This is a genomic window from Pontibacter pudoricolor (assembly GCF_010092985.1).
GTDB classification, from domain to species: Bacteria; Bacteroidota; Bacteroidia; order Cytophagales; family Hymenobacteraceae; genus Pontibacter; species Pontibacter pudoricolor.
The window spans coordinates 3,370,438-3,392,835 of record NZ_CP048106.1; the positions used below are offsets into that span (position 1 = coordinate 3,370,438).

Consider the following 22,398-nt stretch of genomic DNA (forward strand, 5'->3'; position numbering starts at 1 on the left):
AGTAACTTATAGCATGGCAAAAGCGGCAATTATAGGTGCGGGCATCGGCGGTATTGCGGCAAGCATACGGCTGGCTGTAAAAGGCTATGAAGTTACTGTGTTTGAAGCCAACGAAAGCTTTGGCGGCAAGATGCACGAGTTCTGGCTGAGCAACTATAGGTTCGATGCCGGGCCGTCGCTTTTTACGTTGCCGCATTTGGTGGATGAGCTTTTTACACTTGCCAACAGAAACCCAACTGATTACTTTACTTATACCCGCTTAGACCCGATCACGCATTATTTCTGGCCTGATGGCAGCCAGCTTAAAGCATTTGCTGATCCTGAAAAGTTTTCCCTTGAAGCAGAAAAGCAATTGGGCGTGCCAAAACAAACAGTGCTGAAAGCGCTCAGCAAAAGTGCCCGGCTCTACAAAGGCACTGCCGATACATTTCTGCACAAATCGCTACATAAGCTGAATACTTACCTGAGTACTGATATACTGAAATCGTTGCAATGTTTGCCGGACCTGGGCTTGACGACTACCATGCACGATGCCAACAAAGAGCTTTTTTCGGATGACAGGTTTGTGCAGCTGCTGGACCGGTTTGCTACTTACAATGGATCTGACCCGTATCAGGCACCTGCCACGTTGAACATTATTCCGCATTTAGAGCATGGAATTGGTGCATTTTACCCCAAAGGCGGTATCTATAGTATAGCAGCCAGTTTGGTGAAGCTCGCTGAAGAATTAGGTGTGAAGTTCCGGTATAATGAGAAAGCAGAGCAGATTATAGTGGAAGGGAGTAAGGTAGCAGGCGTACAAACTACAAAAGCGTACTATAGCGCTGATGTGGTGGTGAGTAACATGGACGTAATGCCAACCTACCGCCGGCTTTTACCCAATCAGCCTGCCCCTGAAACTACCTTGCAGCAACCACGCTCCAGCTCCGCACTGATCTTTTACTGGGGAGTAAAAAAGGAGTTTCCGGAGCTGCACCTGCATAACATTTTCTTTAGCGGCAACTATAAAACCGAGTTCGAGCATATCTTTAAACACAAGACTATAAGTACGGACCCAACGGTGTACGTAAACATCACCTCTAAACTGGAAAAGCAGGACGCGCCGGCTGGCAGCGAGAACTGGTTTGTAATGGTAAACGTGCCGCACAACCAGGGACAGAACTGGCAGGAACTAACCTCCGTTACACGTGAAACAGTAATCAGTAAACTCAGCAAAATGCTGAAAACAAACCTGGAACAACTTATAGAACACGAACAGGTGCTGGACCCGCTGACGATAGAAAGTCGTACGTCGTCATTTGCCGGCGCGCTTTACGGGAGCAGTTCCAATAACAGGCTGGCCGCCTTCTTAAGGCATCCGAATTTTAGTGGTAAGCTTAAAGGACTTTACTTTTGTGGAGGCAGCGTACACCCGGGCGGTGGTATTCCGTTATGCCTGCTTTCGGCTAAAATAGTGGCTGACCTGGCCCCCGAACCAACTAAATGATCATGATCAAAACGATAGATAACGCTACAGCTATAACAACAAAAACAACCCGAACTATAGGCTTTTGGGTTTGCCTTGTAGTGTTGGTTATTTTCCACGGAGTAGGTTTCTGGGGTTTGATGTTCAGTGGCCGGCCCATGCATTTCCAGGAACTTACACCGCTAAACCTCCTGCTTACCAACATCCTGCTTTTTAGCCTGCACCGTAACTGGAACACACCCTTCATTCTTTTTGCAGTAATCATAACTATAGCAGGCTTTATGGCCGAAGTAGTTGGCGTGCATACAGGCTTGCTTTTCGGGCAATACAGCTATGGCGCAACGCTGGGCACTAAACTATGGGATGTGCCGCTCCTGATCGGGCTTAACTGGCTGATGCTGGTGTACAGTACCGGAACTATAGTTAGCAAGCTAAAAGTAAACCTGTTTGTTAAAGCGCTGACTGGTGCTGCGTTAATGCTACTACTCGATTTTTTTATGGAGCCGGTAGCCATGCAGTTCGATTTCTGGGACTGGAAAGGCAATACCATACCGCTATCTAATTATGCAGGTTGGCTGGGGCTTGCGTTTCTGATGCACCTATATTTTCAGGTAGCAGCTATATACAGGCAAAACCCGCTGGCACCCTTTGTGTACCTGGTTCAGTTGCTGTTTTTTATAGGATTATATGCTATGCTTTAAACTTTAAAGTCTTCGGCAGAGTTGTGTGCTTGTACATGCTATAAAGTCTGGTAAATTTGCAGTGCATTACACTGACCTTTTAGAAGTGTTTGTGCGTAAGATAAGGTTCGAAACGCGATTAGGTTGCTGCTTTAAATTTAAAAATGACTTTTTTAGAAACTATTCTGGGGGAAATTCTGCAACTCTTTAAACGGGAAGGCATAGAGGCGAATTCTGAAGCAGATATAATCCGGAAATTAGATATCAGGCAATCTACTTACCACGAGCTTTTCCATAACAAGCAGGATATGGTATTGCAGGTAACCCGGTTTGATATTGAGCAGCAAAACAACAAGCAGCAGGAATTACTGAAAACGGCAAGAAATCCGGTGGAAGAAATCATGCTCCTGCTGGTGGACGGTATCAAAACAATAAAGGATATAAACCCCGTTTTTATAACTGATCTGCAATCTTATCCTGAAGCCTGGCAGTTAAGTCTGGAAAACCTGGCCAACAATAACCAACAGGTAAATGCTGAGATACTGAACAGAGGAGTTCTGGCGGGGTATTTCCGGAGAGACATTAACCTGCAACTGGTGACCAAGATCATTTTGGAGCAATTCTTTATGATGATTAACCCAGCTGTTTTCCCGCCTGACAAGTATGACCTGGCCGAAGTTTTCAGAAGTATTTACCTATACTACGTGCGGGGAATTTGTACCGACCACGGAGGCAAAATGGCAGAAGAGTTCTTCGCTAAAAATAACTTATAACTATAAAGGCCCGGACTTACTGCCCGGGCCTTTATAGTTATAGCGTAAACTGCTTTTAGCTGATAGAAACGCGCACCTTTTTAGTATACTCGCGCAGCGATGTTTTAAAGTCGTCGCCGGTTTCCTGCATGTGGTTCAGTATCCAGATGGCAGCTAAAATATGTGTCAACTGCTCGCCTTCATCATCCCCGTCTACTTCAATGGCTAAAGGTTGTTCTTCAATAATAGCCTCCTCAGCGGCCATCAAAGCCTGTACCTCCTGTGTTTCTACTAATTTTTTTATCGCGGGTATTTTCATAATTAAGCGTCTAGTTTATGTATAAGTGTAAGCACAGCTTCTTCTTTGCTGGCTGCTACTGTATCAACTAATTTACCATCTTTAAAAACGGCAAAGAAAGGCAGGTTGGTAACGCCGGCCATTTTGCGTGCTTCCGGGCTGGTTTCGGCGTTCACATCCACAAAGGCAATGCCATCAAACTGCTCGTCATCAGACAGGCGCTTAAACTTAGGCGAGAATAAACGGCAGTTGCCACACCAGTCAGCATAATATTTTACTAACACTTTTTTATTTGAGCTTACAATGCTCGCAAAATCACTATCTGTTGCTTTTATTACAGCCATGATGTATTGTTTATTTTAATGCGTAATTTATTTATGGTCTACTTATAAACTCCTTCCAAAAGTAAATGTTTAAACTGAAAACAGGGTAATAGATATGATAGATTTAATATATGACCTTATAGTTTAAACCTATGATGTTTGTTTGTGAACTACGGTATAGGAATCTGAAACTATAGTTAACAGTTTAAAGTTATAGCTTAGAACATATTATGGTGTCGGAATTACAGGATGTGGTAAAATGGATATAAAAATCTAGACGCCAATTTTGTATCTTTGCAGCCTATAAATAGAAAACCCCAATGTTAGATAAATTAGAAGCCATAAACCAGCGATTTGAAGAAGTAAGCCATTTGCTTATTCAGCCGGATGTGGTCAGCGACATGAAGAAGTATAAGGCGCTGAACAAAGAGTATAAAGACCTAGATAAGATTGTAGTTGAATATAAGAAGTACCTGAACATCCTGAGCAACATCGACAATGCCAAGCAGGTGATTGCTACTGAGAAGGATGAAGATTTCAGGGAAATGGCTAAAGAAGAGCTGGATGAGCTGCTGCCACAGCGCGACGCCATGGAAGATGCTCTGAAAGAGCTCCTGATACCAAAAGACCCGAACGACAGCAAGGACATTATTATGGAGATACGTGCGGGTGCTGGTGGCGATGAGGCTTCTATTTTTGCCGGCGACCTTTACCGTATGTATACCCGCTTTGCCGAGAAAATGGGCTGGCGCACTGAACTGATCGATGCGACAGAAGGAACATCGGGCGGTTACAAAGAAATTATAGTTGGCATGTCGGGCGAGGACGTGTATGGTAAGCTGAAGTTTGAGTCGGGTGTGCACCGTGTGCAGCGTGTGCCGGCTACCGAAACGCAGGGCCGTATTCATACGTCGGTTGCTTCGGTGGTTGTGTTGCCGGAGGTAGAAGAGTTTGACATTGAGCTTGATATGAACGATATCCGAAAGGACCTTTTCTGTTCTTCAGGCCCGGGTGGTCAGTCGGTAAACACGACATACTCTGCTGTTCGCTTAACGCACTTACCAACAGGCCTTGTAGCCCAGTGCCAGGACCAGAAATCGCAGCTGAAGAACTTTGATAAAGCATTGGCGGTACTTCGCTCACGTATTTACGAGCAGGAGCTTGCCAAGAAAAACGAAGAAGAAGGTGCGCAGCGTAAGTCTATGGTTGGCGGCGGCGACCGTTCCGATAAGATCCGTACCTATAACTATCCGCAGGGCCGTGTTACCGATCACCGTATCGGGTATACTGTGTACAACCTGCCTTCTGTAATGGATGGTGGTATCGATAGTTTTGTAGAAGAGCTTCGTATTGCAGAGAACGCCGAAAGACTGAAAGAAGGCGCAACAGCAGAATAATATTTGTAACAGCTAAGAGTTACTAAAAGGATGCAGGAGGGCAAAATAGCCGCAACTGCATCCTTTTTCTTTTTAATTGTTAAAATGTTTGATGGCTAAATGGTTAAATTGCTGAACGGTTGTCAACTATTATGATCTTTAACAATCCAACAATTAAAACTTGAGATACCTGCTCGCCATATTGCCCCTGCTGTTTTTGCTTTCGATGTTTAGTTGCGAGCCGAAGGATGAGGAATTGACGACAGACCGGGACGCTGTGCTAACTTTTTCGCAGGATACGGTGTTGTTTGACACTGTTTTTGTGACGCAGGGCAGTGTAACCAAGCGGCTCAAGGTCTATAATCCCGACAAAAAAGCAGTTCGCATCAGTAACATTACACTGGCGGGTGCGGCGGCATCTCCTTACAACCTCATCATTAACGGCCAGGAAACTATAGTTCGCAACAACCTCGAGCTCCGCGGCAAGGATAGCCTGTATATACTTGTTAAAGTAAACATAAACCCAAACGATGCGAACCTTCCATTTCTGGTAGCCGACTCTATCCTTTTCGATACAAACGGGCAGCGCCAAACTATAAAATTAGTGGCTTATGGGCAAAATGCGGTCTTCCACAGAAAAGAAACCATAGGCACCACTACCTGGACCAGCGACCTGCCACATGTGCTCTTAGATACTGTGCTACTGAAAGAAGGCGCAACGCTAACTATAGATAAAGGCGCTCGCATAGTTGCGGGTAGTAAAGGAGTGTTGCTGGTGAATGGTACCTTAAATGTAAATGGTACCCCACAGGAGCGTGTAACGTTTAGCGGTTACCGCCGCGAGCCGGAATATGTACGGGCACCCGGCCAGTGGGAAGGCATCCGGATACTGACCAAAAGCAGCAATAACAGTATTAAGTATGCCGATATAAGGAACACAATTTACGGGCTGCGCATTGGTAACCCCGGCAAGGCAGGCACGCTGGTAGAAGGCTGTATTATCTCCAATGCTTTCTCGGACGGGATTATCGCGTTTACGTCGGATGTGCAGGTGGTAAATTCGCTGATCTATAATTGCGGGCAGTTCGGGTTTGGTGGTTTGGGAGGCGGTACCTACGAGGTGCTCTACTCCACTATAGTAAACTATAATAACTCGCTGGCGCGCGCAAACCCGGCTTTTGTAATAACCGACTACATTCCGGACACCGAGATAAAAGACAAGCCAACAAGCCTGCGGCTGGTAAATTCTATCGTTTACTCTGATGGCTATAGTTCGGTAGATGAGCTTTTAATAGATGCAAAAGCTACTACAACTATGGAAATTGCTCACACCCTGCTGCGCACTGCTAAATATGCTGATGCCCTGAAAGGGGATGGGAACATCCTCAACAAAGAGCCAAAGTTTAAAGATGCCGGCAAGTATAGTTTCAGGTTAGATACGCTATCGCCGGCCAGCAACGCAGCAATCGTTTTGCCAACTATAACCAAAGACATCACCGGAACCGCACGCAGCCTCACCGCCCCCGACATAGGCGCCTACGAACGAACGATAGACTGATCTATAGTTTAGGAGTTAATGAGTTAGAGAGTTGGTGAGTTAGAAAAGTACTGGGAATGTTGCTCCAGTTTGATTTTAATTGGTGTGCAATGAGAATAATGAGAAGATAAGGTATAAGAACTATGTCCAAAAGTTATCATGTTACCCGAAAAGATTTGAGTGGACTTTCTAAGAAAGAACTTGACGAGATAGCAGATGATGAAAATTCTTTACTAAATAAGTACGCCGAAAAAAGCCGTGTAAAAAAAGAAGTCAAGGTGAGTAGAAAAGATGAAAAGAAGAACAACGATCGTCCATAACATTGAGATTCTTTAACTCCCAAACTCTCTAACTCTTAAACTATAAAAATGATCTGGTACCAGAAAGAGATAAGATTGCCGGCAGTGCAGCGAGGGTTTCATTTGATAACAGACCTGATCGAGTCGCAGCTTCCGGAACTGGAGGATATTAAAGTGGGTATAGCGCACATCTTTATAAAGCATACCTCGGCGAGCTTAACTATAAACGAAGATGCAGACCCAACCGTGCGGCAGGATTTTGAAAGCCACTTTAACCAGATGGTGCCCGAGAATGCAAGCTATTACCGCCACACCTCCGAAGGCCCCGATGACATGCCCGCTCATTTAAAAGCTGCTATACTGGGCAGCTCCGTAACTATACCAATTACAAACGGGAAATTTAACCTGGGAACCTGGCAGGGCATTTACCTGTGCGAGCACCGCAACCATGCCTCTAAACGTTGGATTGTTGTTACCCTGAACGGAAGTAATTAAGGGGCTACTTTATTATAGTTACCTTTTTGGTAATTACACCTTCTGAGCTACTGATACGCAGGAAATATAAGCCACTTGGCAGACCTGTAGTTCTAAATTCTGCTTTGCGGGTAGTTACTTTCCGGCTCAGCATAACCTGGCCCAGCCTGCTCAGGAGTTCTACCTGGCGCAGCGTTACGTGTGCGGGCTGCTCAATAATTAGATAATCTGATGCCGGTACCGGGTAAACAGTCAGGTCGTTTGGTGTAACTTCTATTAACTGTTCCTTGGTTTGAGTGCTGCTCATCTGGCTGTTGGCTATAGTTAAGCGTACCTTATAAGTGCCGGGCGTTTTGTAGGTAACTGTCGGGTTACGTTCTGTTGAGGTTGCCGGTGTGCCGCCTTCAAATTCCCAGCGCCACGAGCTTGGCTTAACACCTATTGATTTATCTTTGAACTGTACCTGCTCGCCGGCCTGTATCAGCGTATCTGTTTCGGCCTCGAATCTGGCACGCAGACCGCCGTTACAAGCTACAGAAGTTAACAAACTGCTCCTCGACGAATTAAGCACTGCCTGCATATAAGCAATCTGACCATTGGTAAACAGGTTCATGCAGGCATCGTCGCTGTAATCCATATAGTTTTGCCACATGTCGCCGTAAGGGCCGTTTTCGCAGGAAACTATAGTTCCGGACGGGCAGTCGTAGTTAGGTTTATATTGATTTGGTGTATCGTCAATAAAATCAGAATCGGAGCATGATTCGTTGCCTGTTCCCCAGATATGTTGCAGTCCGAGCCAATGGCCTATCTCATGGGTGGCAGTCCGGCCTTTATTAAATTGTGTCCGGAACGGATTGTAAGGCGGCTCTCCTACCGTTTTGTAAAACAGCACTACACCATCATATTGCGACGAAGAACCCATGCCCGGAAAAGTTGCCCACCCTAAAATGTCATCAGAAATATTGCCTACCCAGATGTTTAAGTATTGGCTTCGGTCCCAGGCTGGTGCGCCGCCCCTGTCCTGCCGTTTAATGTTGTTATTGTTTGCACTGAATGATGCGCTGCTGGTCTGAGTACGGGTAATGCCATTTGTTACGCTCCCGTCCGGAGCCGTGGATGCCAGGCAAAACTCAATACCGGCATCGCCAGCCAAAGCGGCAAAATGTGTTGGGGTATTTATCTTATCTGCATTTGTTCTCCGGAAATCAGCATTCAGTACAGCCAGTTGCGAGTAGATCTGCTCGTCTGAGATATTTTGCTCCGGGGTGTTATAAACCACATGAAACACAACCGGAATGGAAATGGCCCCTGCGGCTTTGCGCATTTCCTGGCCCTGGAGTTTCTGGCTGAGGTACTGCTGTGCGGCTTCTTTGGCTTGCTGTTGCTGTAATTGTATGCCGGGTTGTAGTTGCTCGATTGTCTGCTGGTATAGTTCTGTTGCGCACGTACGCCCTTTTTGCTGGCCAATGCTAGGCATTGCTACAAAAAGCAGCACAAACCATATAAGAGCAAAAAATCGCATAAAGCTGAGGAATAGAAGTAGTAAGTACGCGGAAATATCTGTCAGGATAAGCGTAAAGATATTAAATTATTTGTGTACCTGGCTAACTATAAACAGCTTGCGCAACTATAGGTTGGCCTGAACACTATAGTGTAATGAGTCCCCGAAGATCAGTTTCTGAACACCCTGTACTTTGTAGCTTTCGAGGTGGCCGCTCTGTGGGCTTGCCTCTAAAATAGCCTTACGCCTGGAATAAAAAAGCAGGTTCTGGTCCAGTAAGGTGGCCTCGAGGTATTGTACTTTCTTTGCCGGGCTCAGTTGCAGGTACAGGTATTCAACAGGAGCTTCAGCGTCTTTCATTTTTATGTAGGTTACGGCTGTGCCGCCATCAGGCAGCTCTTGTTCTTCGCGGGTATAATATTCGCGCAGGGTTGGCTTGCTGATATCAGCTTCTTCGAAAACGGTGAGTTCTTCATCCCAGTTCAGGCTGTCTGCCTGTATGGTTTCGGCGGGCTCGTTCTCCGTTTTAACAGACTTAAGTACAGCAGGCTGCTCTTGCTGCAGGCGTTGTTTCTCCTGCTGTACATAAGCTGTCAGGTTATAGTAGTCGTCGTTGGCAGAAGTACTGCGCGGCACAGGTTGCTCGCAGGCTGCCAGCGCCAGTAACATACTACCCACCAGGACTAAACTATAGTTTCTCACAGTTATTAATGTTTTATCAAGGACTGTCCGGTCATCTCGGCTGGTTGTGCTATGCCCATCAGTTCCAGTATAGTTGGGGCAACGTCGCCTAGTTTACCGTTGTTCAGCTCACCCTTAAACGTATCGCTTACCAAAATGAACGGTACCAAATTCGTAGTGTGGGCAGTGTTTGGCGTTCCGTCTTCGTTTATCATACAGTCGGCGTTGCCGTGGTCAGCTATAACTATAGTATCATACCCGTTTTCGAGGGCTGTAGTTACTACGGCGGCAGCACATTCATCCACTACTTCGCAGGCTTTTACGGCAGCTTCAAACACACCGGTGTGGCCTACCATGTCCGGGTTGGCAAAGTTAAGGCACACAAAATCGGCGCTCTTTTGTTGCAGCTCCGGCACCAGCACATCGCGCAGGTCGTAAGCACTCATTTCCGGTTTCAGGTCGTAAGTGGCTACTTTAGGCGATGGGCACAATAAGCGGCGCTCGCCTTTGAATGCGGTTTCGCGGCCACCCGAAAAGAAGAACGTAACGTGCGGGTATTTCTCGGTCTCGGCAATTCGTATCTGCGTTTTACCGGCTTTCTCCAGCACTTCGCCCAGCGTGTTGTTCAGGTTATCTTTATCAAAAACAGATGCTACATTCTCAAACGTATCATCGTAGTTGGTCATGGTAACGTAGTGCAGGTTCAGTTTGTGCATGTTCTGCTCCGGGAAGTCGCGCTGCGTTAAGGCTTGTGTAATTTCGCGGCCACGGTCTGTTCTGAAGTTAAAACAGATCACCACATCGCCATCTTTTATAGTTGCTACCGGCTCTCCGTTGCTGTCTACGCGAACTATAGGCTTAATGAATTCATCGGTAATGCCATTGTTATAAGACTCTAGAATAGATCCGATAACGTTTGTAGAGTAGATTCCCTGTCCGTTTACCATCAGGTCGTAAGCCAGTTTTACACGCTCCCAGCGGTTGTCGCGGTCCATGGCGTAATAGCGGCCAATTACCGAAGCAATGGTTCCGGTAGTGCGGTCTATGTGTTCGCTCAGCTCGTTCATATACTTCACGCCGCCTTTCGGGTCGGTGTCGCGGCCATCGGTAAAAGCGTGGATAAACACATCTTTTAAGCCTTCGTCAAAAGCAGCGGTGCAGAGTGCTTTCAGATGCTCGATGTGCGAGTGCACACCACCATCCGAAACCAGTCCTATCAGATGAACAGGCTTCTTGTTTTCCTTGGCGTAGTTAAAAGCTTCTGCTAAAACAGGTCTGGTTCGCAGTTTATGGTCGGCTATCGTTTTGTTGATGAGCACAAGATCCTGGTACACCACGCGGCCGGCACCCAGGTTCATGTGGCCTACTTCCGAGTTGCCCATCTGTCCGTTTGGTAAGCCCACAGCCTCGCCGGATGCCTGTAAATGTGCATGCGGATATTTTGCCAGTATAGAGTCGTAGAAAGGTGTATTGGCTTTATTTATTGCCGAAACCGCTGGGTTGGTGGCAATTCCCCACCCGTCCAGGATCACTAAAAGTACCTGCTTGTTCATGCTGCAAATATAGGTATAATCTTGCAATGGCTGCTTAGTTTACATGTACGTTATAAGCCCGGTATTTTGTATGGCCGCGCCAACTATAGTTTTAGCCTAAATACAACAGAACCCGAAATTTTTACATTTCACTGAAATACCACTATCTTTAATGCCCAAAATTTTGTACATTAGTTGGCATAGTTTTAGCTATTAGCTGTAAAGGGTTACAAACAATATTTATGAAAAATCTAAAACAGTTTGCTGTAGTATTCTTTTTGCTGGTAGGGGTTGTGTGTATGTCTGGTGGGCAGGCTATGGCGCAGGGCGGTGTTATGGATGGCGTAAAGTCTGCGATGAAAGCCGGATCTTCCAAAGATCTGTCGCGCAACTTTAGCAGTGTGGTGGAGCTTACCCTGAACGGGAAAGAAGCTACCAGTTACAGCAACACGCAGGCTGAGTTTGTGATGAAAAACTTTTTCAGCAAAAATGCTCCTGTAGATTTTACTTACAGCCACCAGGGCTCGTCTGATAAAGGCCAGCAATATGCCATTGGTACCTATACTTCTAAAGCCGGAAGCTATACCGTGCTGGTTCGTATGAAGGATTCCAAGATACAATCAATGAATTTTATAAAAGATTAATTATAAAGCTGATATTTTTAGCAAGGCTCGGGGTTTATCCCGAGCCTTTTTTTATTTTTGCACTGTGAGACCTACCTACCTGACCGAAAAAAGTATAAGCGATTTTATCGCGATGGCACTTACCGAGGATATTGGCGATGGCGACCATTCGTCGTTGGCCTCCATTCCGGGGGATGCGCTGAACCAGGCGCGCCTGCTTGTGAAGGGAGACGGCATACTGGCGGGCGTAGAGCTGGCCGGTTATATTTTTAATGCCGTAGACCCTACCCTGCAGGTAGAAGTACTGATGCAGGATGGCGCAACTATAAAATATGGCGATGTAGCCCTGACCGTAAAAGGCAAAGCGCAAAGCATACTTACCGCCGAGCGACTGGTGCTTAACTGCATGCAGCGCATGAGCGGTATCGCAACCTACACACATCACCTTACAGACCTTATTAAAGGCACCGGCGCAAAACTATTGGATACCCGCAAAACAACACCTAACTTCCGGATAATGGAGAAATGGGCGGTTGTAATTGGTGGCGGGTACAACCACAGGTTCGGGCTGTTTGATATGATCATCCTGAAAGATAACCACGTGGATTACGCCGGCGGTATTAAGGAAGCTATAGTTGCCACCCAGCGCTACTTACAGGAGAAAGATAAGAACCTGCGCATAGAAGTTGAGACCCGCAATCTGGACGAAGTAAAGCAAGCCATAGAAACGGGCGGCATCCACCGGATTATGCTGGATAACATGACCCCGGAAATGATGCGCGAAGCTGTAGCCATGATCGGTGGTAAGTTTGAAACGGAAGCATCCGGTGGCATAACTGAGACAACTATACGCTCGGTAGCGGAGTGTGGTGTGGACTATATCTCAGTGGGTGCTCTAACACACTCTATTAAAAGCATTGACCTGAGCCTGAAGGCTTATAAACTATAATTTTGGCACCGCCCTGCAGCCAGAGAACAGAAGCAGAAGAAACAGCAGGGCAACAAAATCTGATATTACAAGAATGCAACAACCAAATCGAGGAGGCTTTAGAGCTCAACAGGGGCCTGCCCCGGGCGCGATTCGCACCAAAAAGTACCAGTTAGATAAAGACATGTTTACCAAGGTAGCCCTTGGCAAAGTTTGGCGCCGCGAATGGTGGTATGCCATGATCCCGTTTGTAGCACTTATGTTGCCAGCGGTGTTCAGCTTTTCGTGGTGGTGGGTAGCAGCAGCAGTTATAGTTACGATCCTTTTCATCGCACTCCGTTCGGCCCAGATAGTTGGGGTAACGCGTGTAGAGCAGGGCAATGTGCTGTTCGAGAAACTTACTTACGATATCGACTCGCGCCAGATCATTATGAAGCGAAACGAGCGTGAAGGCATGACCATGACCTGGGATATGATAGAGAAGGCAGAACGCAGCGGCGATGCATTCCTGTTATGGCTGCAGCCGCCAACGGCGAGTCAGCTGCCAGGTGGCTGGAAAGGCTGGGTGGCCCGCACTTTCCAGGCTCCGGTTTTTTTACATCTACCTTATCGTATATTTGTGGGTGCTAACGACGTAAAGCTGATGGAAAGCCTGCTGCGCCGCAAGAACCTGCTGGCGTAAGGTGCAATAACCTTAGCTTTACACGCTAACGTAAGTAATTATAATAGAAGTTGTTGCCTGTATAGTTGCAGGCGCTATACCTATAGAGAAAGTATAAAACGTACAAAAATGAATAAGAACGTAATAGCAGTTTGTGCCGCAATTTGCGGTTTATTTATGGCTTCGTGCGATACTCCGAAAGACCTTAGACCAGGTGAAAAAGTATCAACAGACTATGTGGAGCCAGGTACCCGCAAAACTTTTAATGTATCGGATGCAGGTCTTGACGGTGAAGCTGCACATGGCAAAGCTACACATGAAGAAGTAATGCCGAACCACGATGCAGGTGCAAATAGCATCCAGCCGGGCGACAGCATTAACGAAGCTGCTGAAACAAACACTGCTGCCGGGGCTGTACAGCCAGGTGCTAAAAAACAGTAAGCTTAACAGAGTTGATCATAGAAAAAAAGCCTGCCGTTCTTATGTAGCGGCAGGCTTTTCTTATGGCTTTTAAACTATAGTTGCGCGTAGTAGTACCTTGCCTGTAGTTATCCGTATACCCACGATCAGATATTTTAGCCTATATTTGTACCTCAATTGCAACTATAATAAACTGCGATGACTCAACCGGAACAAGAGTGGTTCAGTACCTGGTTCGACTCTCCTTACTACCATATATTATACAATAACCGCGACGAGCAGGAAGCAGAGCAGTTTATGGATAAGTTGCTTACCCACCTGCATCCCAAACCGCACGAAAAGATACTGGACCTTGCCTGTGGTAAAGGCCGTCACTCGGTATACCTGAACCAGAAAGGCTACGACGTAACTGGTATAGACCTTTCTGCGCAGAGCATTGATTACGCCAAACAGTTCGAGAACAAGCGCCTACATTTTGCCGTGCACGACATGCGCGAAGTATACCAGCCTGAAGAATTTGATTTTATTCTGAACCTGTTTACCAGCTTCGGCTATTTCGAGAACGAGACTGAGAATGTGGTAGCACTATGTGCCGTAGCTAAATCGCTGAAACACGGTGGCAAGCTGGTTATCGATTTTATGAACACCGACCTGACCATTGCCAACCTGGTAGCGGAAGAGAAGAAAGAAGTAGATGGCATTGAATTTCATATCCACAGGGGCGTTGAGAATGGCTTTATAGTTAAAACGATCCGGTTCTCAGATGATGGCGAAGATTACTGTTTTGAAGAAAGAGTGCGCGCTCTGCGCCAGAATGATTTTTTAGAGTATTTCGGGATGGCTCAACTACGCCTGGCAGAAGTATTCGGTGACTACGACCTGCGTCCTTTCAAGCCGGAAAGCAGCGAACGTATGATTTTTGTTCTTAAGAAATAAGCGCCCCGCATGTTTATAGCCATTCTGGTCCTGTTTTTTACAGTAGTGTTGTCGGGTTTCCTGGTTAAGCTGTTTCCGCCGGATAATGTGCGCTGGCTTAAAATGGCGCTGGCCTTTAGCGGAGCTTACCTGTTTACCATAACTATCACACACCTGCTGCCCGATGTACTGCTGAGCAACAAAGAGCCACACGTAGTTGGTTACTGGGTGCTGGCCGGTTTCTTTCTGCAGCTTATTCTGGAGCTTTTTTCGCATGGCGTAGAGCACGGCCACATGCACACGCATGCCCATGATCACGACACCGATACTATTCCGTTCCTGTTGCTGGGGTCTTTGTTTGTGCATTCTTTTTTAGAAGGAAGCATACTGGTAGATCAGGATTACAGAGATGTAGGCCATATGCACCACCAGGGCAGCTTTTATTCTGTTTTGTTGGGTGTAGCACTGCACCACGTGCCGGCAGCTTTTGCGTTAATGTCGGTGTTGTTGTCGCGGTTAAAGAATTTTAGAAAGGCCTTTGCCTGGCTGCTGGTATTTGCCATTGGCTCGCCGCTGGGTATTCTGGTAAGCAACTCGCTACTCGCGCACGAGCCGCCGGGCGGAATGATTTATACTGCACTTACAGGATTAGTTGCCGGTAACTTCCTTCACATTTCCACCACAATCCTTTTTGAGACCAGCCCTGAACATAGCTTTAACCGTAACAAACTTATAGCCACGCTACTTGGCTTGGTACTGGCACTGCTTTCAGATTTTATTTAAAGCTTATCTATAGCGCAGTAGCTATAGTTGAAACTATAGCCGGGTTTGCGTAAGTTGATACCTTATAAAACAGATTCGCTATGGCAGGCACCTCAGAAACAAAGCGCTATAGATCGCTTCAGGAATTTTATCCTTATTATCTTTCAGAGCATCAGCATACCACTTCGCGGGTGCTGCACTTCACTGGTACAGGCTTACTTCTTATAGTAGCTATAGTTGCTGTAAGTACAGGTAAATTTAGTTGGTTGCTGGTGGTGCCGGTAATTGGCTATGGTTTTGCGTGGGTAGGGCATTTCTTTTTTGAGCGTAACAAACCAGCTACATTCAAATATCCTTTCTATAGCCTGGCGTCAGACTTTAAGCTTTTCTTTGATATACTACAGGGGAAAGAGGGCTTTAAGAGCCAGAAATAATGCAGGGAACTGCGGAATTAAATTACTGTAGAAAGAAGCGTGGCAACCAGCGCTTTAACCGTGTTCATCAGTGCAGGGGCAATATTGTCCTCACTCTCATCTTCAGGGGTGAAAGCTTCTTTAAAGTAAGCTAAAGGGCTATCCAGAACCTCAGCATCCAGCACAGATTTATCTTTAACCCGTGTGGTAGATGACTTGGCCTTAGCTTTTGCAACAGACTTATTGCCAGAAGTGTCGTTATCTACAGTTGCAGTAGTGTTTTGCGTAGTAGTAGCGGTGTCATTATTTGCAAGCACATCAGGGCATGGCATCGACAGCAGCATAATTACTATAGCTGCAGCGAAGATGAACTGTAAATGTTGGCACGCATTTCTCACACCCAAAAGTATATTTTTATTCTCTTATTTGCAACTGCTTGATTGTATATTTTAGAGAATGATTGTTTTTTTACTGTTAACGGCGGTGATAGTTAAGTAAGTATAGCTAAATGCCTATTTATTTTTTCGTAGCTGATCTGATCACTTTCACTTTTACCGGTGCTACTCCGGAATCTATCATGCCTACGCGCCTGGCTGCCGCCCCCGATAGGTCAACTATACGGCCCTGCACAAACGGGCCACGATCTGTTATTTTAACCTTCACAGATTTATTGGTAGCCAGGTTGGTAACTTTTACTTTGGTTCCGAATGGTAGCTTTTTATGAGCTGCAGTCAGCTTGCCATGGCGGTAAGGTTCTCCGTTTGCCATTTTGCGGCCCTGCAGCTTACGGCTATAGTAGGATGCCTTTCCTTCTTCGGTGTAGCCTTTCTGGCCAAAGTTAGCCTTGCTACTTGCACAGGAGGCAAGGCTCAGGCACACCGCAACTATAAGCAAATAAGTATAAACAGCCTGTAAGCGTGTATTTCTGAAAAGCATAGGACTTAAGCAGGTATGGAAGCCGGTGTATGGGCTAAAAATAAATTAATTTCCTGGGCAAGGCGACTGACAGCTATAGTTTCTAACGGATGTTTGGTAGCAGGTAAAACAAGGAGACGACCATTTGGCAGGTTGCGGTAAGCCGCTATAGTTTCCTCTAATGATACCATCGTATCCTGGTCGCCAACAGCAACCTGTACCGGCAGCTGTAGTTGCGCAAGTATATCCGGGGTAAGTACAGGCTGCTTGCCAAGTTGCTGCATCATAGCTGCTGTTTTATGCATTACCTGCTCCCAGAGCTGCGGCGCATGGTGTTGGGCAAGCATAGCAGCAAATTGCGGTACTTTCTCCTTTATCTTGTCCGGGTTCAGCATTTTAACTTCTTTGGCAGCTGTTTCCTCAGACCACGCAAATTTTGTAGCCAGTGTAAAAACACTTTTAATAAGACCGGGGTATTGCTGCGCAAGGTACAAACCAACATAACCACCCATACTATAGCCAAAGATATGTACCTGCTCCAGTTGCCGGTCCCGCATAAAATCCACTACATTCTGCGCAAACAATTCTATACTATAACCCTGCTCTAATAGTGCATTGCCGCCATGGCCAGCAAAATTCAGGGTATAAACGTTATAGCTCTCTGCCAGCGCCTGCTTCAGTGGCTCCAGCATAGTGGCGGCGCCAAGGGCTCCGTGCAACAATAATAGGTTCTCCACAGGTTTTATAGTTGGCTTATAGTTAAAAGCTGAAAACTACTTTTTATTGTTTAACCTGGTAGTTATATACCTGAACCGCCTGGGTCAGCTTATCTTTCTGGAACAGGTTAAAAACCAGCTGCGCTCCTAACACCCCTGCGCCAGCATACAGCACCGGCGACAGGTTTACCGAACCATCGGCAGTGCGCTGGGAGTTTGCTACACCCAGTGCCATCAGGCCGGCACCTACAATGGTAACGCCGGTACCTATAATTCGTTCGCGCCTGTATTTTTGCAGTAACGTTAAGCTGGCTGCATTATCGCTGAGAGCCTGCTCCAGGTTTTCCTGGTTAAAGTGGTACAAAGGGCCGCCATCCTTAGAGAAGTAATAAATGCGCTTGCGGCTCGTACGCGGCATACCATACCCGTAGCCGTAACCATAAGGCGAGTAGCCATAGTTATCGTAAGTGGTGCGCGATGTATAGAACTTTTCGATGCGAGGCCCTTCCAGTATGCGCTTGGCAAAAGCTTCGGAGCTGTTGCCGGGCTCTACCCGTGCATAATAGCCGTCTTCGTTCTGGAAAACGCTTATCATGGCAGGGCTGTACCGTAACGAGTCATCGAGCAAAAAGTAATTCGACTTAAATAACGGCGATTTGAGCTGTATCTTCCGGGCCTGCACCACTTGTCCGTCCTGCAGTTTTATAAAGTACGGTTTTGTGTTCTGTGCAACGGCATTTAAGCCAGCTATAAGGCAAAGTAAAAGCAGCAGGCAAAATTGTTTTTTCATGTGGATGCGCTGTAAACTATAACTACTAACGAATATATGCAGCTAAAGTATTGTATTAGTTAAAAAGCAGGATCAGCATAACAGGTAAGCCAAGCAAACCCAGGTATACCCATTTCATAAGCTGAGGCCTGTATTTGTTAGGTACCATGTTGCTTACAACCATAACGGCTATCAGCATGCATAGCAGGTATAAAAGTATAAAAACCACCGCTTTTACCCAATTTGGAACCACGGTATTCTCTTCCTGCACCTGGTTGCTTTCGCCGAGCCCGGATAGCAAATAGCTCAGACCCAGGTACACCACCACCTCAAACAGAATAAAGTAAAACAGCCATATCCAGAAACTAAACTTACTTCGTTCCATTACAATGTTTTATAAAAGTGATAGCTCTTAATATGAAATCCTTCCCGGAAATAGAACCGGTGTGCTGCATTGTTTGAAGTATAAGCGTCCAGCATAATGGTCTGGCAGTTCTCATCTATAGCTAGCTGGTGCATCCAGTCCACTAAGCGCTTGCCCAGCTCCTGCGATCGGTAAGCCGCATCAACTATAAAGTTATCTATCTCCAGGTATTTGCCGCTGTATAGTTTTGTGTTGATCCAGAAACCAGACAGGCCCAGGCATTTCTCATCGTTAAATATAGCAACCATACGGTACCCGTTCGGAAGCATCTGGTTGAGCAGCTCTTTGTATTGTGTCGCCTCCATAGCCGGGTTAAGTTGCTGAATTAAGGCATGCTGCTCCAGCATGTCAGGCAGGGTAGTGAGCTCTCTGATAATAAAGCTGGACATAAGAGATCTGATCTGAAAATTTACCAGTTTAAAGGCACTTGCTAAGCTATAAAAATTCCTGAAATAGCCGGAACATCCTAATATAGTTAATTTTAGCTGTTTACTGTATTGTCCTCAATTGTATAATTATTTAGAGGAATGCATGGCATAACCTTTAGATTTTGAAACAATATACCCTATACTATCCGTTTAGAATACCAGAAGATAGTAGGGATATGAGATTACTGAGGAATATTGAATTAGATAAATATAATTTTATTGGAAATAATAGTAAGCGTAAAATCTATAGTATAGGCTATGAAGATCTTACGACACTTATTTATTACCAGGATGCTAAAAGCAAATTTACGTTGGTAGTTGCTAAGAACGACGACCCGCCGTTAATTCTGGAAAAGAAAATATCCAGAGCAGAAGCGTTCAGACTAATGAACACCCGGCCATAAGTGCCGGGTTTTTTTATGCCTTCCTGTTTTGTTCCCTTTCGTTTTTAGCACCTCCACCTATAGTTTAAAATCCATTCACTGTTTATTTTGTACAGTACCTTGCGTTGCATAGTAGTGTGTTATATATTTGCATCAGCTTCTATAGATAAGAAGAATAACGCGCAAAATAAAACTATGAAAAAAAGTATCATGAACAGCATGTTTGTAGCAAAACAAGTGGCTGTCGCTATTGCAGTTACAGTAGCATTTAGTGTAAGTAATGCCTACGCACAGGTACAGAAAGAGGTGACGGGCAAGCTAGACGGGTACCTGGGCGCACACTTGGCCCAAGGCACTTTTAGCGGCACAGTAACAGTAACCGAGCACGGAAAGACTATTTACAGCCGGGGCTTCGGGATGGCCAACTATGAAAAACAGTTACCTAACGGTGCTGATGTAAAGTACAGGCTCGGCTCTATCTCAAAGTCTTTTACAGCGGTACTGGTCATGCAGCTACAGGAGCAGGGCAAGCTTAATGTGCAGGATAAAGTAAGCAAATGCCTCCCCGATTTCCCGAACGGCGATAAGATCACACTGCATCACCTGCTATCCAGCACAGCAGGCCTGCCGGACTTTGTTAATTTCTGGAAAGGTGTAAATACCACACCAGCTACCATACCAGATATACTGGCGCTGGTAAAAGACAAACCCCTGGAGTTTGAGCCCGGCAGTAAATGGAAGTACAGCAGCACCGGCTATGTTGTATTGGCGCAGGTAATTGAACAGGTAACAGGCAAGCCTTACGAAAAGGTATTGGCCCGACAGATACTAAAGCCACTTAAAATGCAAAGCACAGGGGTTGAGTTAAGCGAACCGGTGAAGGGGCTGGCCTTAGGTTACAACCACGACGGATTGGATCGCAAACCGGCAAGCCCGATAGATATGAGCTGGTGCAATGCCGCCGGGGCCATTTACAGTACCCCAACCGATATGGCTAAGTTTGATGCTGGCCTGAAAGGAAACAAGCTGCTAAGTGATGCCTCTAAAAACCAGATGTTTACCCCGGTTATGAAAGGCTATGGCTATGGTTGGGTGATAGATTCTGTAGCGGGGCAGCAGCGTTTAAGTCATAGCGGTGCTATTAATGGTTTTAAAGCTAACTTTATACGGTTGCCAGAAAGCGGAATAGCGATCACTATCCTCAGTAACTATGAATCGCAGCAGGTAAACGGGCCAATCTCACGAGATGTAACAGCTATAGTGCTCGGCGAAAAATACCAGGTACCGGTAGTGCACACTCTAACACCCCTTTCTGATTCGCAGCTGGCAGCTTATGTGGGCGAGTACCAGGTGGCTCCGAAGATGAGCTTTAAAGTTACCTTACAAGATGGGCAGCTTTTTGCCGAAGGACCGAATAATGACGTGTTTCAAATGTTTCCGGAAGCAGAAGATAAGTTCTTCCTGAAAGTTGCCCCTGCCCTGATCACGTTTGAAAGAGATGCAGAAGGAAAGATAGCTAAAATGTTGATGCACCATGGCGGCAGAACCATGCCCGCAGCCAGAATAAACTAACTATAACCAACTATAGATCTTAAAAGCAGGGAGTAGTCTTCCTGCTTTTTTGCTTTGCCCGTAAGTTGCTATATGATCAGGAACAATAAATACTACACCATTGCTATAGTTGGGGCTATAATTACCTTTATGCTGCAGGTAGTGCTTATGGTTACTGTAGATCCTTATATAGCCGCTGTACTATCTCCTTTTTACCCTGTATGGGTAATTGTTTTCGTTATTGGCTGGCGCAAACAATATCCCCGCAGGTAAAGCTTTGTAATTATAAGTTGTTGCAGGCTAGTTGTTTAAATGAAACAATGCGGGATGATGGCACTATTTTGGCTTTTCTGGAATTATAGTATAAAACCAAAGCCAAAGAAATCAAAGAGTGCCTATGTCTGATCAGGAAATAATGACGGATGTTAATCATGTGCAGCACATGTTCCTGCACGTGGAAACCAGCGATGCTGTCTGCATCCTGAACGTAGCCGGACACCCATACCGGTTGCGTGAATTAATTTATATGATGATCAATAACGGTTGCAGGATATCCCAGACCACAGCCGATCAGTACAACACGTTCCCCTATGACCAGGAAACAGTAGAAGTGCATGATTATATGACCTCTATTATTAAAGCGAAGTTTATAAAGCAACAGTAACTATAAAAAAAGAAGGGCTGCTAAATTAGCAGCCCTTCTTTTTTTATAGTTGTTTAATTTCGATCTCCTTCGGCCTGATAGCTGCACTGTGATAAGGCAGCCTTACCTGCAGTTTCCCGTCCTGGTATACTGCCTCAATGTTGCTGATATTTACTTGTGGTGGTATTACAAACACACGGTTAAACATAGGCACAGTAAGTTCAGGGTTATCGTGGCTGTGCAGTAACGAGTAAATAGTAAGCTGGTTATTGTGCACCATCACCTTAAACGACTCCGGCGTTACACTGGCAGCCCAGACTTTTATAACTGCCCCTTTCTTATACTTCGCTACCGTAACATTTGTCTCGCTGATACCACCTGCAACCGTGTTGAACAAGTTAAGGTGCTGCGCTACATTTTTCAGAAAATCATTATTATTAATCAGGTTCATGTCCTTCCTCCTCTAATCTAATTCTTATATTACCAGATGCAAACCACGTGCCATACCTGTAACTTTAAAACCTGAGTTAAGTGTTTGTCAATATGGCTTGCCAGTACCTGATACCATAGTTTTCTGTGGTCATTCTGGCAGCTTTAGGGAGCAATATAGTTCAATTTTGTTGCAAACCTAAACCGTTCCCGTAATAACTAAACTATAACAACAGACGTGCTTAAAACTTATTAATGCATACTGTAGCGCAACACCAAAACGCTGAACTATAGTTTAAAAAAGGGCAGTTTATAATTTCCCATTTCTCATTCCCTTTTCCCAACTATGGAATATCAGGACTATGTAATGGCTGCTTTTATCTAAGAGTAAAATCAAATTAAAATATAGTAAAACTACAGACTGTCTTGTAATTGCTTGACTATCAATGATAAGATGCATTGGCTTTAGTGTTAATAACTGGAGTTGCAAGTAATGGCAC

At 45.6% G+C, this 22,398-nt stretch carries 30 protein-coding genes; 18 read left to right on the forward strand and 12 right to left on the reverse strand.

The window, feature by feature from the left end:
- Positions 1–13 precede the first annotated feature (13 nt).
- The 3 genes from crtD to GSQ66_RS14615 all read left to right on the forward strand — a co-directional run bounded on the left by crtD (position 14) and on the right by GSQ66_RS14615 (position 2,918).
- Positions 14–1,486, forward strand: coding sequence for a 1-hydroxycarotenoid 3,4-desaturase CrtD (gene crtD, locus GSQ66_RS14605; protein ID WP_162428144.1), 1,473 nt, complete (start codon positions 14–16; stop codon positions 1,484–1,486).
- Entirely contained in the window at positions 1,483–2,166 is a 684-nt protein-coding gene (locus tag GSQ66_RS14610; RefSeq protein WP_238395707.1) for a carotenoid biosynthesis protein, read from the forward strand. Before crtD ends, GSQ66_RS14610 begins: the two co-directional genes overlap by 4 nt.
- 143 nt (positions 2,167–2,309) lie before the next feature.
- Positions 2,310–2,918: a TetR/AcrR family transcriptional regulator gene (locus GSQ66_RS14615; RefSeq protein ID WP_162428145.1), complete on the forward strand. Its 609-nt coding sequence runs from the start codon at positions 2,310–2,312 to the stop codon at positions 2,916–2,918.
- Positions 2,919–2,973: 55 nt separating this feature from the next.
- Here the strand turns inward: GSQ66_RS14615 and GSQ66_RS14620 are convergent, their stop codons facing one another.
- Together GSQ66_RS14620 and GSQ66_RS14625 are read right to left on the reverse strand one after the other, a co-directional pair.
- A complete protein-coding gene (locus GSQ66_RS14620; RefSeq protein ID WP_162428146.1) occupies positions 2,974–3,216 on the reverse strand; it encodes a DUF6952 family protein in 243 nt (80 codons plus the stop codon).
- Positions 3,217–3,218: 2 nt separating this feature from the next.
- A complete protein-coding gene (locus GSQ66_RS14625; RefSeq protein ID WP_162428147.1) occupies positions 3,219–3,539 on the reverse strand; it encodes a thioredoxin family protein in 321 nt (106 codons plus the stop codon).
- Positions 3,540–3,838: 299 nt separating this feature from the next.
- On the opposite strand from GSQ66_RS14625, the gene prfA reads away from it, so the two are divergent.
- The 4 genes from prfA (at position 3,839) to GSQ66_RS14645 (ending at position 7,225) form a co-directional block, all read left to right on the forward strand.
- Positions 3,839–4,915, forward strand: coding sequence for a peptide chain release factor 1 (gene prfA / locus GSQ66_RS14630; RefSeq protein WP_162428148.1), 1,077 nt, complete (start codon positions 3,839–3,841; stop codon positions 4,913–4,915).
- Positions 4,916–5,075: 160 nt separating this feature from the next.
- Complete coding sequence (locus GSQ66_RS14635) at positions 5,076–6,452, forward strand: hypothetical protein (protein WP_162428149.1); 1,377 nt, start codon at positions 5,076–5,078, stop codon at positions 6,450–6,452.
- Between the two features lie 122 nt (positions 6,453–6,574).
- Positions 6,575–6,751, forward strand: a complete 177-nt coding sequence (locus GSQ66_RS14640) for a hypothetical protein (protein WP_162428150.1) — start codon at positions 6,575–6,577, stop codon at positions 6,749–6,751.
- A 48-nt stretch (positions 6,752–6,799) separates the two neighbouring features.
- Positions 6,800–7,225, forward strand: coding sequence for a secondary thiamine-phosphate synthase enzyme YjbQ (locus tag GSQ66_RS14645; protein ID WP_202923357.1), 426 nt, complete (start codon positions 6,800–6,802; stop codon positions 7,223–7,225).
- Positions 7,226–7,229: 4 nt separating this feature from the next.
- Here the strand turns inward: GSQ66_RS14645 and GSQ66_RS14650 are convergent, their stop codons facing one another.
- The 3 genes from GSQ66_RS14650 to gpmI form a co-directional block, all read right to left on the reverse strand.
- A complete protein-coding gene (locus GSQ66_RS14650; protein WP_162428151.1) occupies positions 7,230–8,681 on the reverse strand; it encodes a M43 family zinc metalloprotease in 1,452 nt (483 codons plus the stop codon).
- A 150-nt stretch (positions 8,682–8,831) separates the two neighbouring features.
- Positions 8,832–9,407 carry a hypothetical protein gene (locus GSQ66_RS14655; protein ID WP_162428152.1) on the reverse strand — a complete coding sequence of 192 codons (576 nt, stop codon included), beginning with the start codon at positions 9,405–9,407 and terminating at the stop codon, positions 8,832–8,834.
- 5 nt (positions 9,408–9,412) lie between these two features.
- Complete coding sequence (gene gpmI / locus GSQ66_RS14660) at positions 9,413–10,939, reverse strand: 2,3-bisphosphoglycerate-independent phosphoglycerate mutase (protein ID WP_162428153.1); 1,527 nt, start codon at positions 10,937–10,939, stop codon at positions 9,413–9,415.
- Between the two features lie 221 nt (positions 10,940–11,160).
- Here gpmI and GSQ66_RS14665 point away from each other — a divergent pair, with 221 nt between their 5' ends.
- From GSQ66_RS14665 to GSQ66_RS14695, 7 genes are all read left to right on the forward strand, one after another.
- Positions 11,161–11,562, forward strand: a complete 402-nt coding sequence (locus GSQ66_RS14665; RefSeq protein WP_162428154.1) for a DUF4783 domain-containing protein — start codon at positions 11,161–11,163, stop codon at positions 11,560–11,562.
- Positions 11,563–11,626: 64 nt separating this feature from the next.
- Positions 11,627–12,490: a carboxylating nicotinate-nucleotide diphosphorylase gene (nadC, locus tag GSQ66_RS14670; RefSeq protein WP_162428155.1), complete on the forward strand. Its 864-nt coding sequence runs from the start codon at positions 11,627–11,629 to the stop codon at positions 12,488–12,490.
- 73 nt (positions 12,491–12,563) lie between these two features.
- Positions 12,564–13,151, forward strand: a complete 588-nt coding sequence (locus GSQ66_RS14675) for a hypothetical protein (RefSeq protein WP_162428156.1) — start codon at positions 12,564–12,566, stop codon at positions 13,149–13,151.
- A gap of 108 nt (positions 13,152–13,259) precedes the next feature.
- Positions 13,260–13,571 carry a hypothetical protein gene (locus GSQ66_RS14680; protein WP_162428157.1) on the forward strand — a complete coding sequence of 104 codons (312 nt, stop codon included), beginning with the start codon at positions 13,260–13,262 and terminating at the stop codon, positions 13,569–13,571.
- 177 nt (positions 13,572–13,748) lie between these two features.
- On the forward strand, positions 13,749–14,486 hold the full coding sequence (locus GSQ66_RS14685) for an SAM-dependent methyltransferase (protein WP_162428158.1): 738 nt from the start codon (positions 13,749–13,751) through the stop codon (positions 14,484–14,486).
- Between the two features lie 9 nt (positions 14,487–14,495).
- Positions 14,496–15,248 (forward strand): ZIP family metal transporter, encoded by a 753-nt coding sequence (locus GSQ66_RS14690; protein ID WP_162428159.1) that lies wholly within the window; start codon positions 14,496–14,498, stop codon positions 15,246–15,248.
- Positions 15,249–15,328: 80 nt separating this feature from the next.
- Positions 15,329–15,661, forward strand: coding sequence for a DUF962 domain-containing protein (locus tag GSQ66_RS14695; protein ID WP_162428160.1), 333 nt, complete (start codon positions 15,329–15,331; stop codon positions 15,659–15,661).
- Between the two features lie 17 nt (positions 15,662–15,678).
- Here the strand turns inward: GSQ66_RS14695 and GSQ66_RS14700 are convergent, their stop codons facing one another.
- The 6 genes from GSQ66_RS14700 to GSQ66_RS14725 all read right to left on the reverse strand — a co-directional run bounded on the left by GSQ66_RS14700 (position 15,679) and on the right by GSQ66_RS14725 (position 18,853).
- On the reverse strand, positions 15,679–16,038 hold the full coding sequence (locus GSQ66_RS14700; protein ID WP_162428161.1) for a hypothetical protein: 360 nt from the start codon (positions 16,036–16,038) through the stop codon (positions 15,679–15,681).
- Between the two features lie 118 nt (positions 16,039–16,156).
- A complete protein-coding gene (locus GSQ66_RS14705) occupies positions 16,157–16,576 on the reverse strand; it encodes a septal ring lytic transglycosylase RlpA family protein (protein WP_162428162.1) in 420 nt (139 codons plus the stop codon).
- Between the two features lie 5 nt (positions 16,577–16,581).
- A complete protein-coding gene (locus GSQ66_RS14710) occupies positions 16,582–17,292 on the reverse strand; it encodes an alpha/beta fold hydrolase (RefSeq protein ID WP_162428163.1) in 711 nt (236 codons plus the stop codon).
- 43 nt (positions 17,293–17,335) lie between these two features.
- The gene (locus GSQ66_RS14715) at positions 17,336–18,061 is read right to left on the reverse strand and encodes a hypothetical protein (RefSeq protein ID WP_162428164.1); all 726 of its coding nucleotides are present in this window, start codon (positions 18,059–18,061) and stop codon (positions 17,336–17,338) included.
- Between the two features lie 55 nt (positions 18,062–18,116).
- Positions 18,117–18,425, reverse strand: coding sequence for a hypothetical protein (locus tag GSQ66_RS14720; protein WP_162428165.1), 309 nt, complete (start codon positions 18,423–18,425; stop codon positions 18,117–18,119).
- Positions 18,425–18,853: a GNAT family N-acetyltransferase gene (locus GSQ66_RS14725; protein WP_162428166.1), complete on the reverse strand. Its 429-nt coding sequence runs from the start codon at positions 18,851–18,853 to the stop codon at positions 18,425–18,427. The genes GSQ66_RS14720 and GSQ66_RS14725 overlap by 1 nt, the downstream gene beginning before the upstream one ends.
- 215 nt (positions 18,854–19,068) lie before the next feature.
- On the opposite strand from GSQ66_RS14725, the gene GSQ66_RS14730 reads away from it, so the two are divergent.
- The 4 genes from GSQ66_RS14730 to GSQ66_RS14745 all read left to right on the forward strand — a co-directional run bounded on the left by GSQ66_RS14730 (position 19,069) and on the right by GSQ66_RS14745 (position 21,490).
- Positions 19,069–19,296, forward strand: a complete 228-nt coding sequence (locus GSQ66_RS14730) for a hypothetical protein (RefSeq protein WP_162428167.1) — start codon at positions 19,069–19,071, stop codon at positions 19,294–19,296.
- A gap of 174 nt (positions 19,297–19,470) precedes the next feature.
- On the forward strand, positions 19,471–20,847 hold the full coding sequence (locus tag GSQ66_RS14735; protein WP_162428168.1) for a serine hydrolase: 1,377 nt from the start codon (positions 19,471–19,473) through the stop codon (positions 20,845–20,847).
- Between the two features lie 72 nt (positions 20,848–20,919).
- The gene (locus tag GSQ66_RS14740) at positions 20,920–21,099 is read left to right on the forward strand and encodes a hypothetical protein (RefSeq protein ID WP_162428169.1); all 180 of its coding nucleotides are present in this window, start codon (positions 20,920–20,922) and stop codon (positions 21,097–21,099) included.
- A gap of 124 nt (positions 21,100–21,223) precedes the next feature.
- Positions 21,224–21,490 (forward strand): hypothetical protein, encoded by a 267-nt coding sequence (locus GSQ66_RS14745; RefSeq protein ID WP_162428170.1) that lies wholly within the window; start codon positions 21,224–21,226, stop codon positions 21,488–21,490.
- A 43-nt stretch (positions 21,491–21,533) separates the two neighbouring features.
- On the opposite strand, the gene GSQ66_RS14750 is transcribed toward GSQ66_RS14745, so the two are convergent.
- Positions 21,534–21,920, reverse strand: coding sequence for an Hsp20/alpha crystallin family protein (locus GSQ66_RS14750; RefSeq protein ID WP_162428171.1), 387 nt, complete (start codon positions 21,918–21,920; stop codon positions 21,534–21,536).
- Positions 21,921–22,398: the final 478 nt, after the last annotated feature.

Bases quoted from the DNA above. Each gene is read 5' to 3' on its own strand.
- crtD (WP_162428144.1), top strand. From the start codon at position 14: ATGGCAAAAGCGGCAATTATAGGTGCGGGCATCGGCGGTATTGCGGCA.
- GSQ66_RS14610 (WP_238395707.1), top strand. From the start codon at position 1,483: ATGATCATGATCAAAACGATAGATAACGCTACAGCTATAACAACAAAA.
- GSQ66_RS14615 (WP_162428145.1), top strand. From the start codon at position 2,310: ATGACTTTTTTAGAAACTATTCTGGGGGAAATTCTGCAACTCTTTAAA.
- GSQ66_RS14620 (WP_162428146.1), bottom strand. From the start codon at position 3,216: ATGAAAATACCCGCGATAAAAAAATTAGTAGAAACACAGGAGGTACAG.
- GSQ66_RS14625 (WP_162428147.1), bottom strand. From the start codon at position 3,539: ATGGCTGTAATAAAAGCAACAGATAGTGATTTTGCGAGCATTGTAAGC.
- prfA (WP_162428148.1), top strand. From the start codon at position 3,839: ATGTTAGATAAATTAGAAGCCATAAACCAGCGATTTGAAGAAGTAAGC.
- GSQ66_RS14640 (WP_162428150.1), top strand. From the start codon at position 6,575: ATGTCCAAAAGTTATCATGTTACCCGAAAAGATTTGAGTGGACTTTCT.
- GSQ66_RS14645 (WP_202923357.1), top strand. From the start codon at position 6,800: ATGATCTGGTACCAGAAAGAGATAAGATTGCCGGCAGTGCAGCGAGGG.
- GSQ66_RS14650 (WP_162428151.1), bottom strand. From the start codon at position 8,681: ATGCCTAGCATTGGCCAGCAAAAAGGGCGTACGTGCGCAACAGAACTA.
- gpmI (WP_162428153.1), bottom strand. From the start codon at position 10,939: ATGAACAAGCAGGTACTTTTAGTGATCCTGGACGGGTGGGGAATTGCC.
- GSQ66_RS14665 (WP_162428154.1), top strand. From the start codon at position 11,161: ATGAAAAATCTAAAACAGTTTGCTGTAGTATTCTTTTTGCTGGTAGGG.
- GSQ66_RS14675 (WP_162428156.1), top strand. From the start codon at position 12,564: ATGCAACAACCAAATCGAGGAGGCTTTAGAGCTCAACAGGGGCCTGCC.
- GSQ66_RS14680 (WP_162428157.1), top strand. From the start codon at position 13,260: ATGAATAAGAACGTAATAGCAGTTTGTGCCGCAATTTGCGGTTTATTT.
- GSQ66_RS14685 (WP_162428158.1), top strand. From the start codon at position 13,749: ATGACTCAACCGGAACAAGAGTGGTTCAGTACCTGGTTCGACTCTCCT.
- GSQ66_RS14690 (WP_162428159.1), top strand. From the start codon at position 14,496: ATGTTTATAGCCATTCTGGTCCTGTTTTTTACAGTAGTGTTGTCGGGT.
- GSQ66_RS14695 (WP_162428160.1), top strand. From the start codon at position 15,329: ATGGCAGGCACCTCAGAAACAAAGCGCTATAGATCGCTTCAGGAATTT.
- GSQ66_RS14705 (WP_162428162.1), bottom strand. From the start codon at position 16,576: ATGCTTTTCAGAAATACACGCTTACAGGCTGTTTATACTTATTTGCTT.
- GSQ66_RS14715 (WP_162428164.1), bottom strand. From the start codon at position 18,061: ATGAAAAAACAATTTTGCCTGCTGCTTTTACTTTGCCTTATAGCTGGC.
- GSQ66_RS14720 (WP_162428165.1), bottom strand. From the start codon at position 18,425: ATGGAACGAAGTAAGTTTAGTTTCTGGATATGGCTGTTTTACTTTATT.
- GSQ66_RS14725 (WP_162428166.1), bottom strand. From the start codon at position 18,853: ATGTCCAGCTTTATTATCAGAGAGCTCACTACCCTGCCTGACATGCTG.
- GSQ66_RS14730 (WP_162428167.1), top strand. From the start codon at position 19,069: ATGAGATTACTGAGGAATATTGAATTAGATAAATATAATTTTATTGGA.
- GSQ66_RS14735 (WP_162428168.1), top strand. From the start codon at position 19,471: ATGAAAAAAAGTATCATGAACAGCATGTTTGTAGCAAAACAAGTGGCT.
- GSQ66_RS14740 (WP_162428169.1), top strand. From the start codon at position 20,920: ATGATCAGGAACAATAAATACTACACCATTGCTATAGTTGGGGCTATA.
- GSQ66_RS14745 (WP_162428170.1), top strand. From the start codon at position 21,224: ATGTCTGATCAGGAAATAATGACGGATGTTAATCATGTGCAGCACATG.
- GSQ66_RS14750 (WP_162428171.1), bottom strand. From the start codon at position 21,920: ATGAACCTGATTAATAATAATGATTTTCTGAAAAATGTAGCGCAGCAC.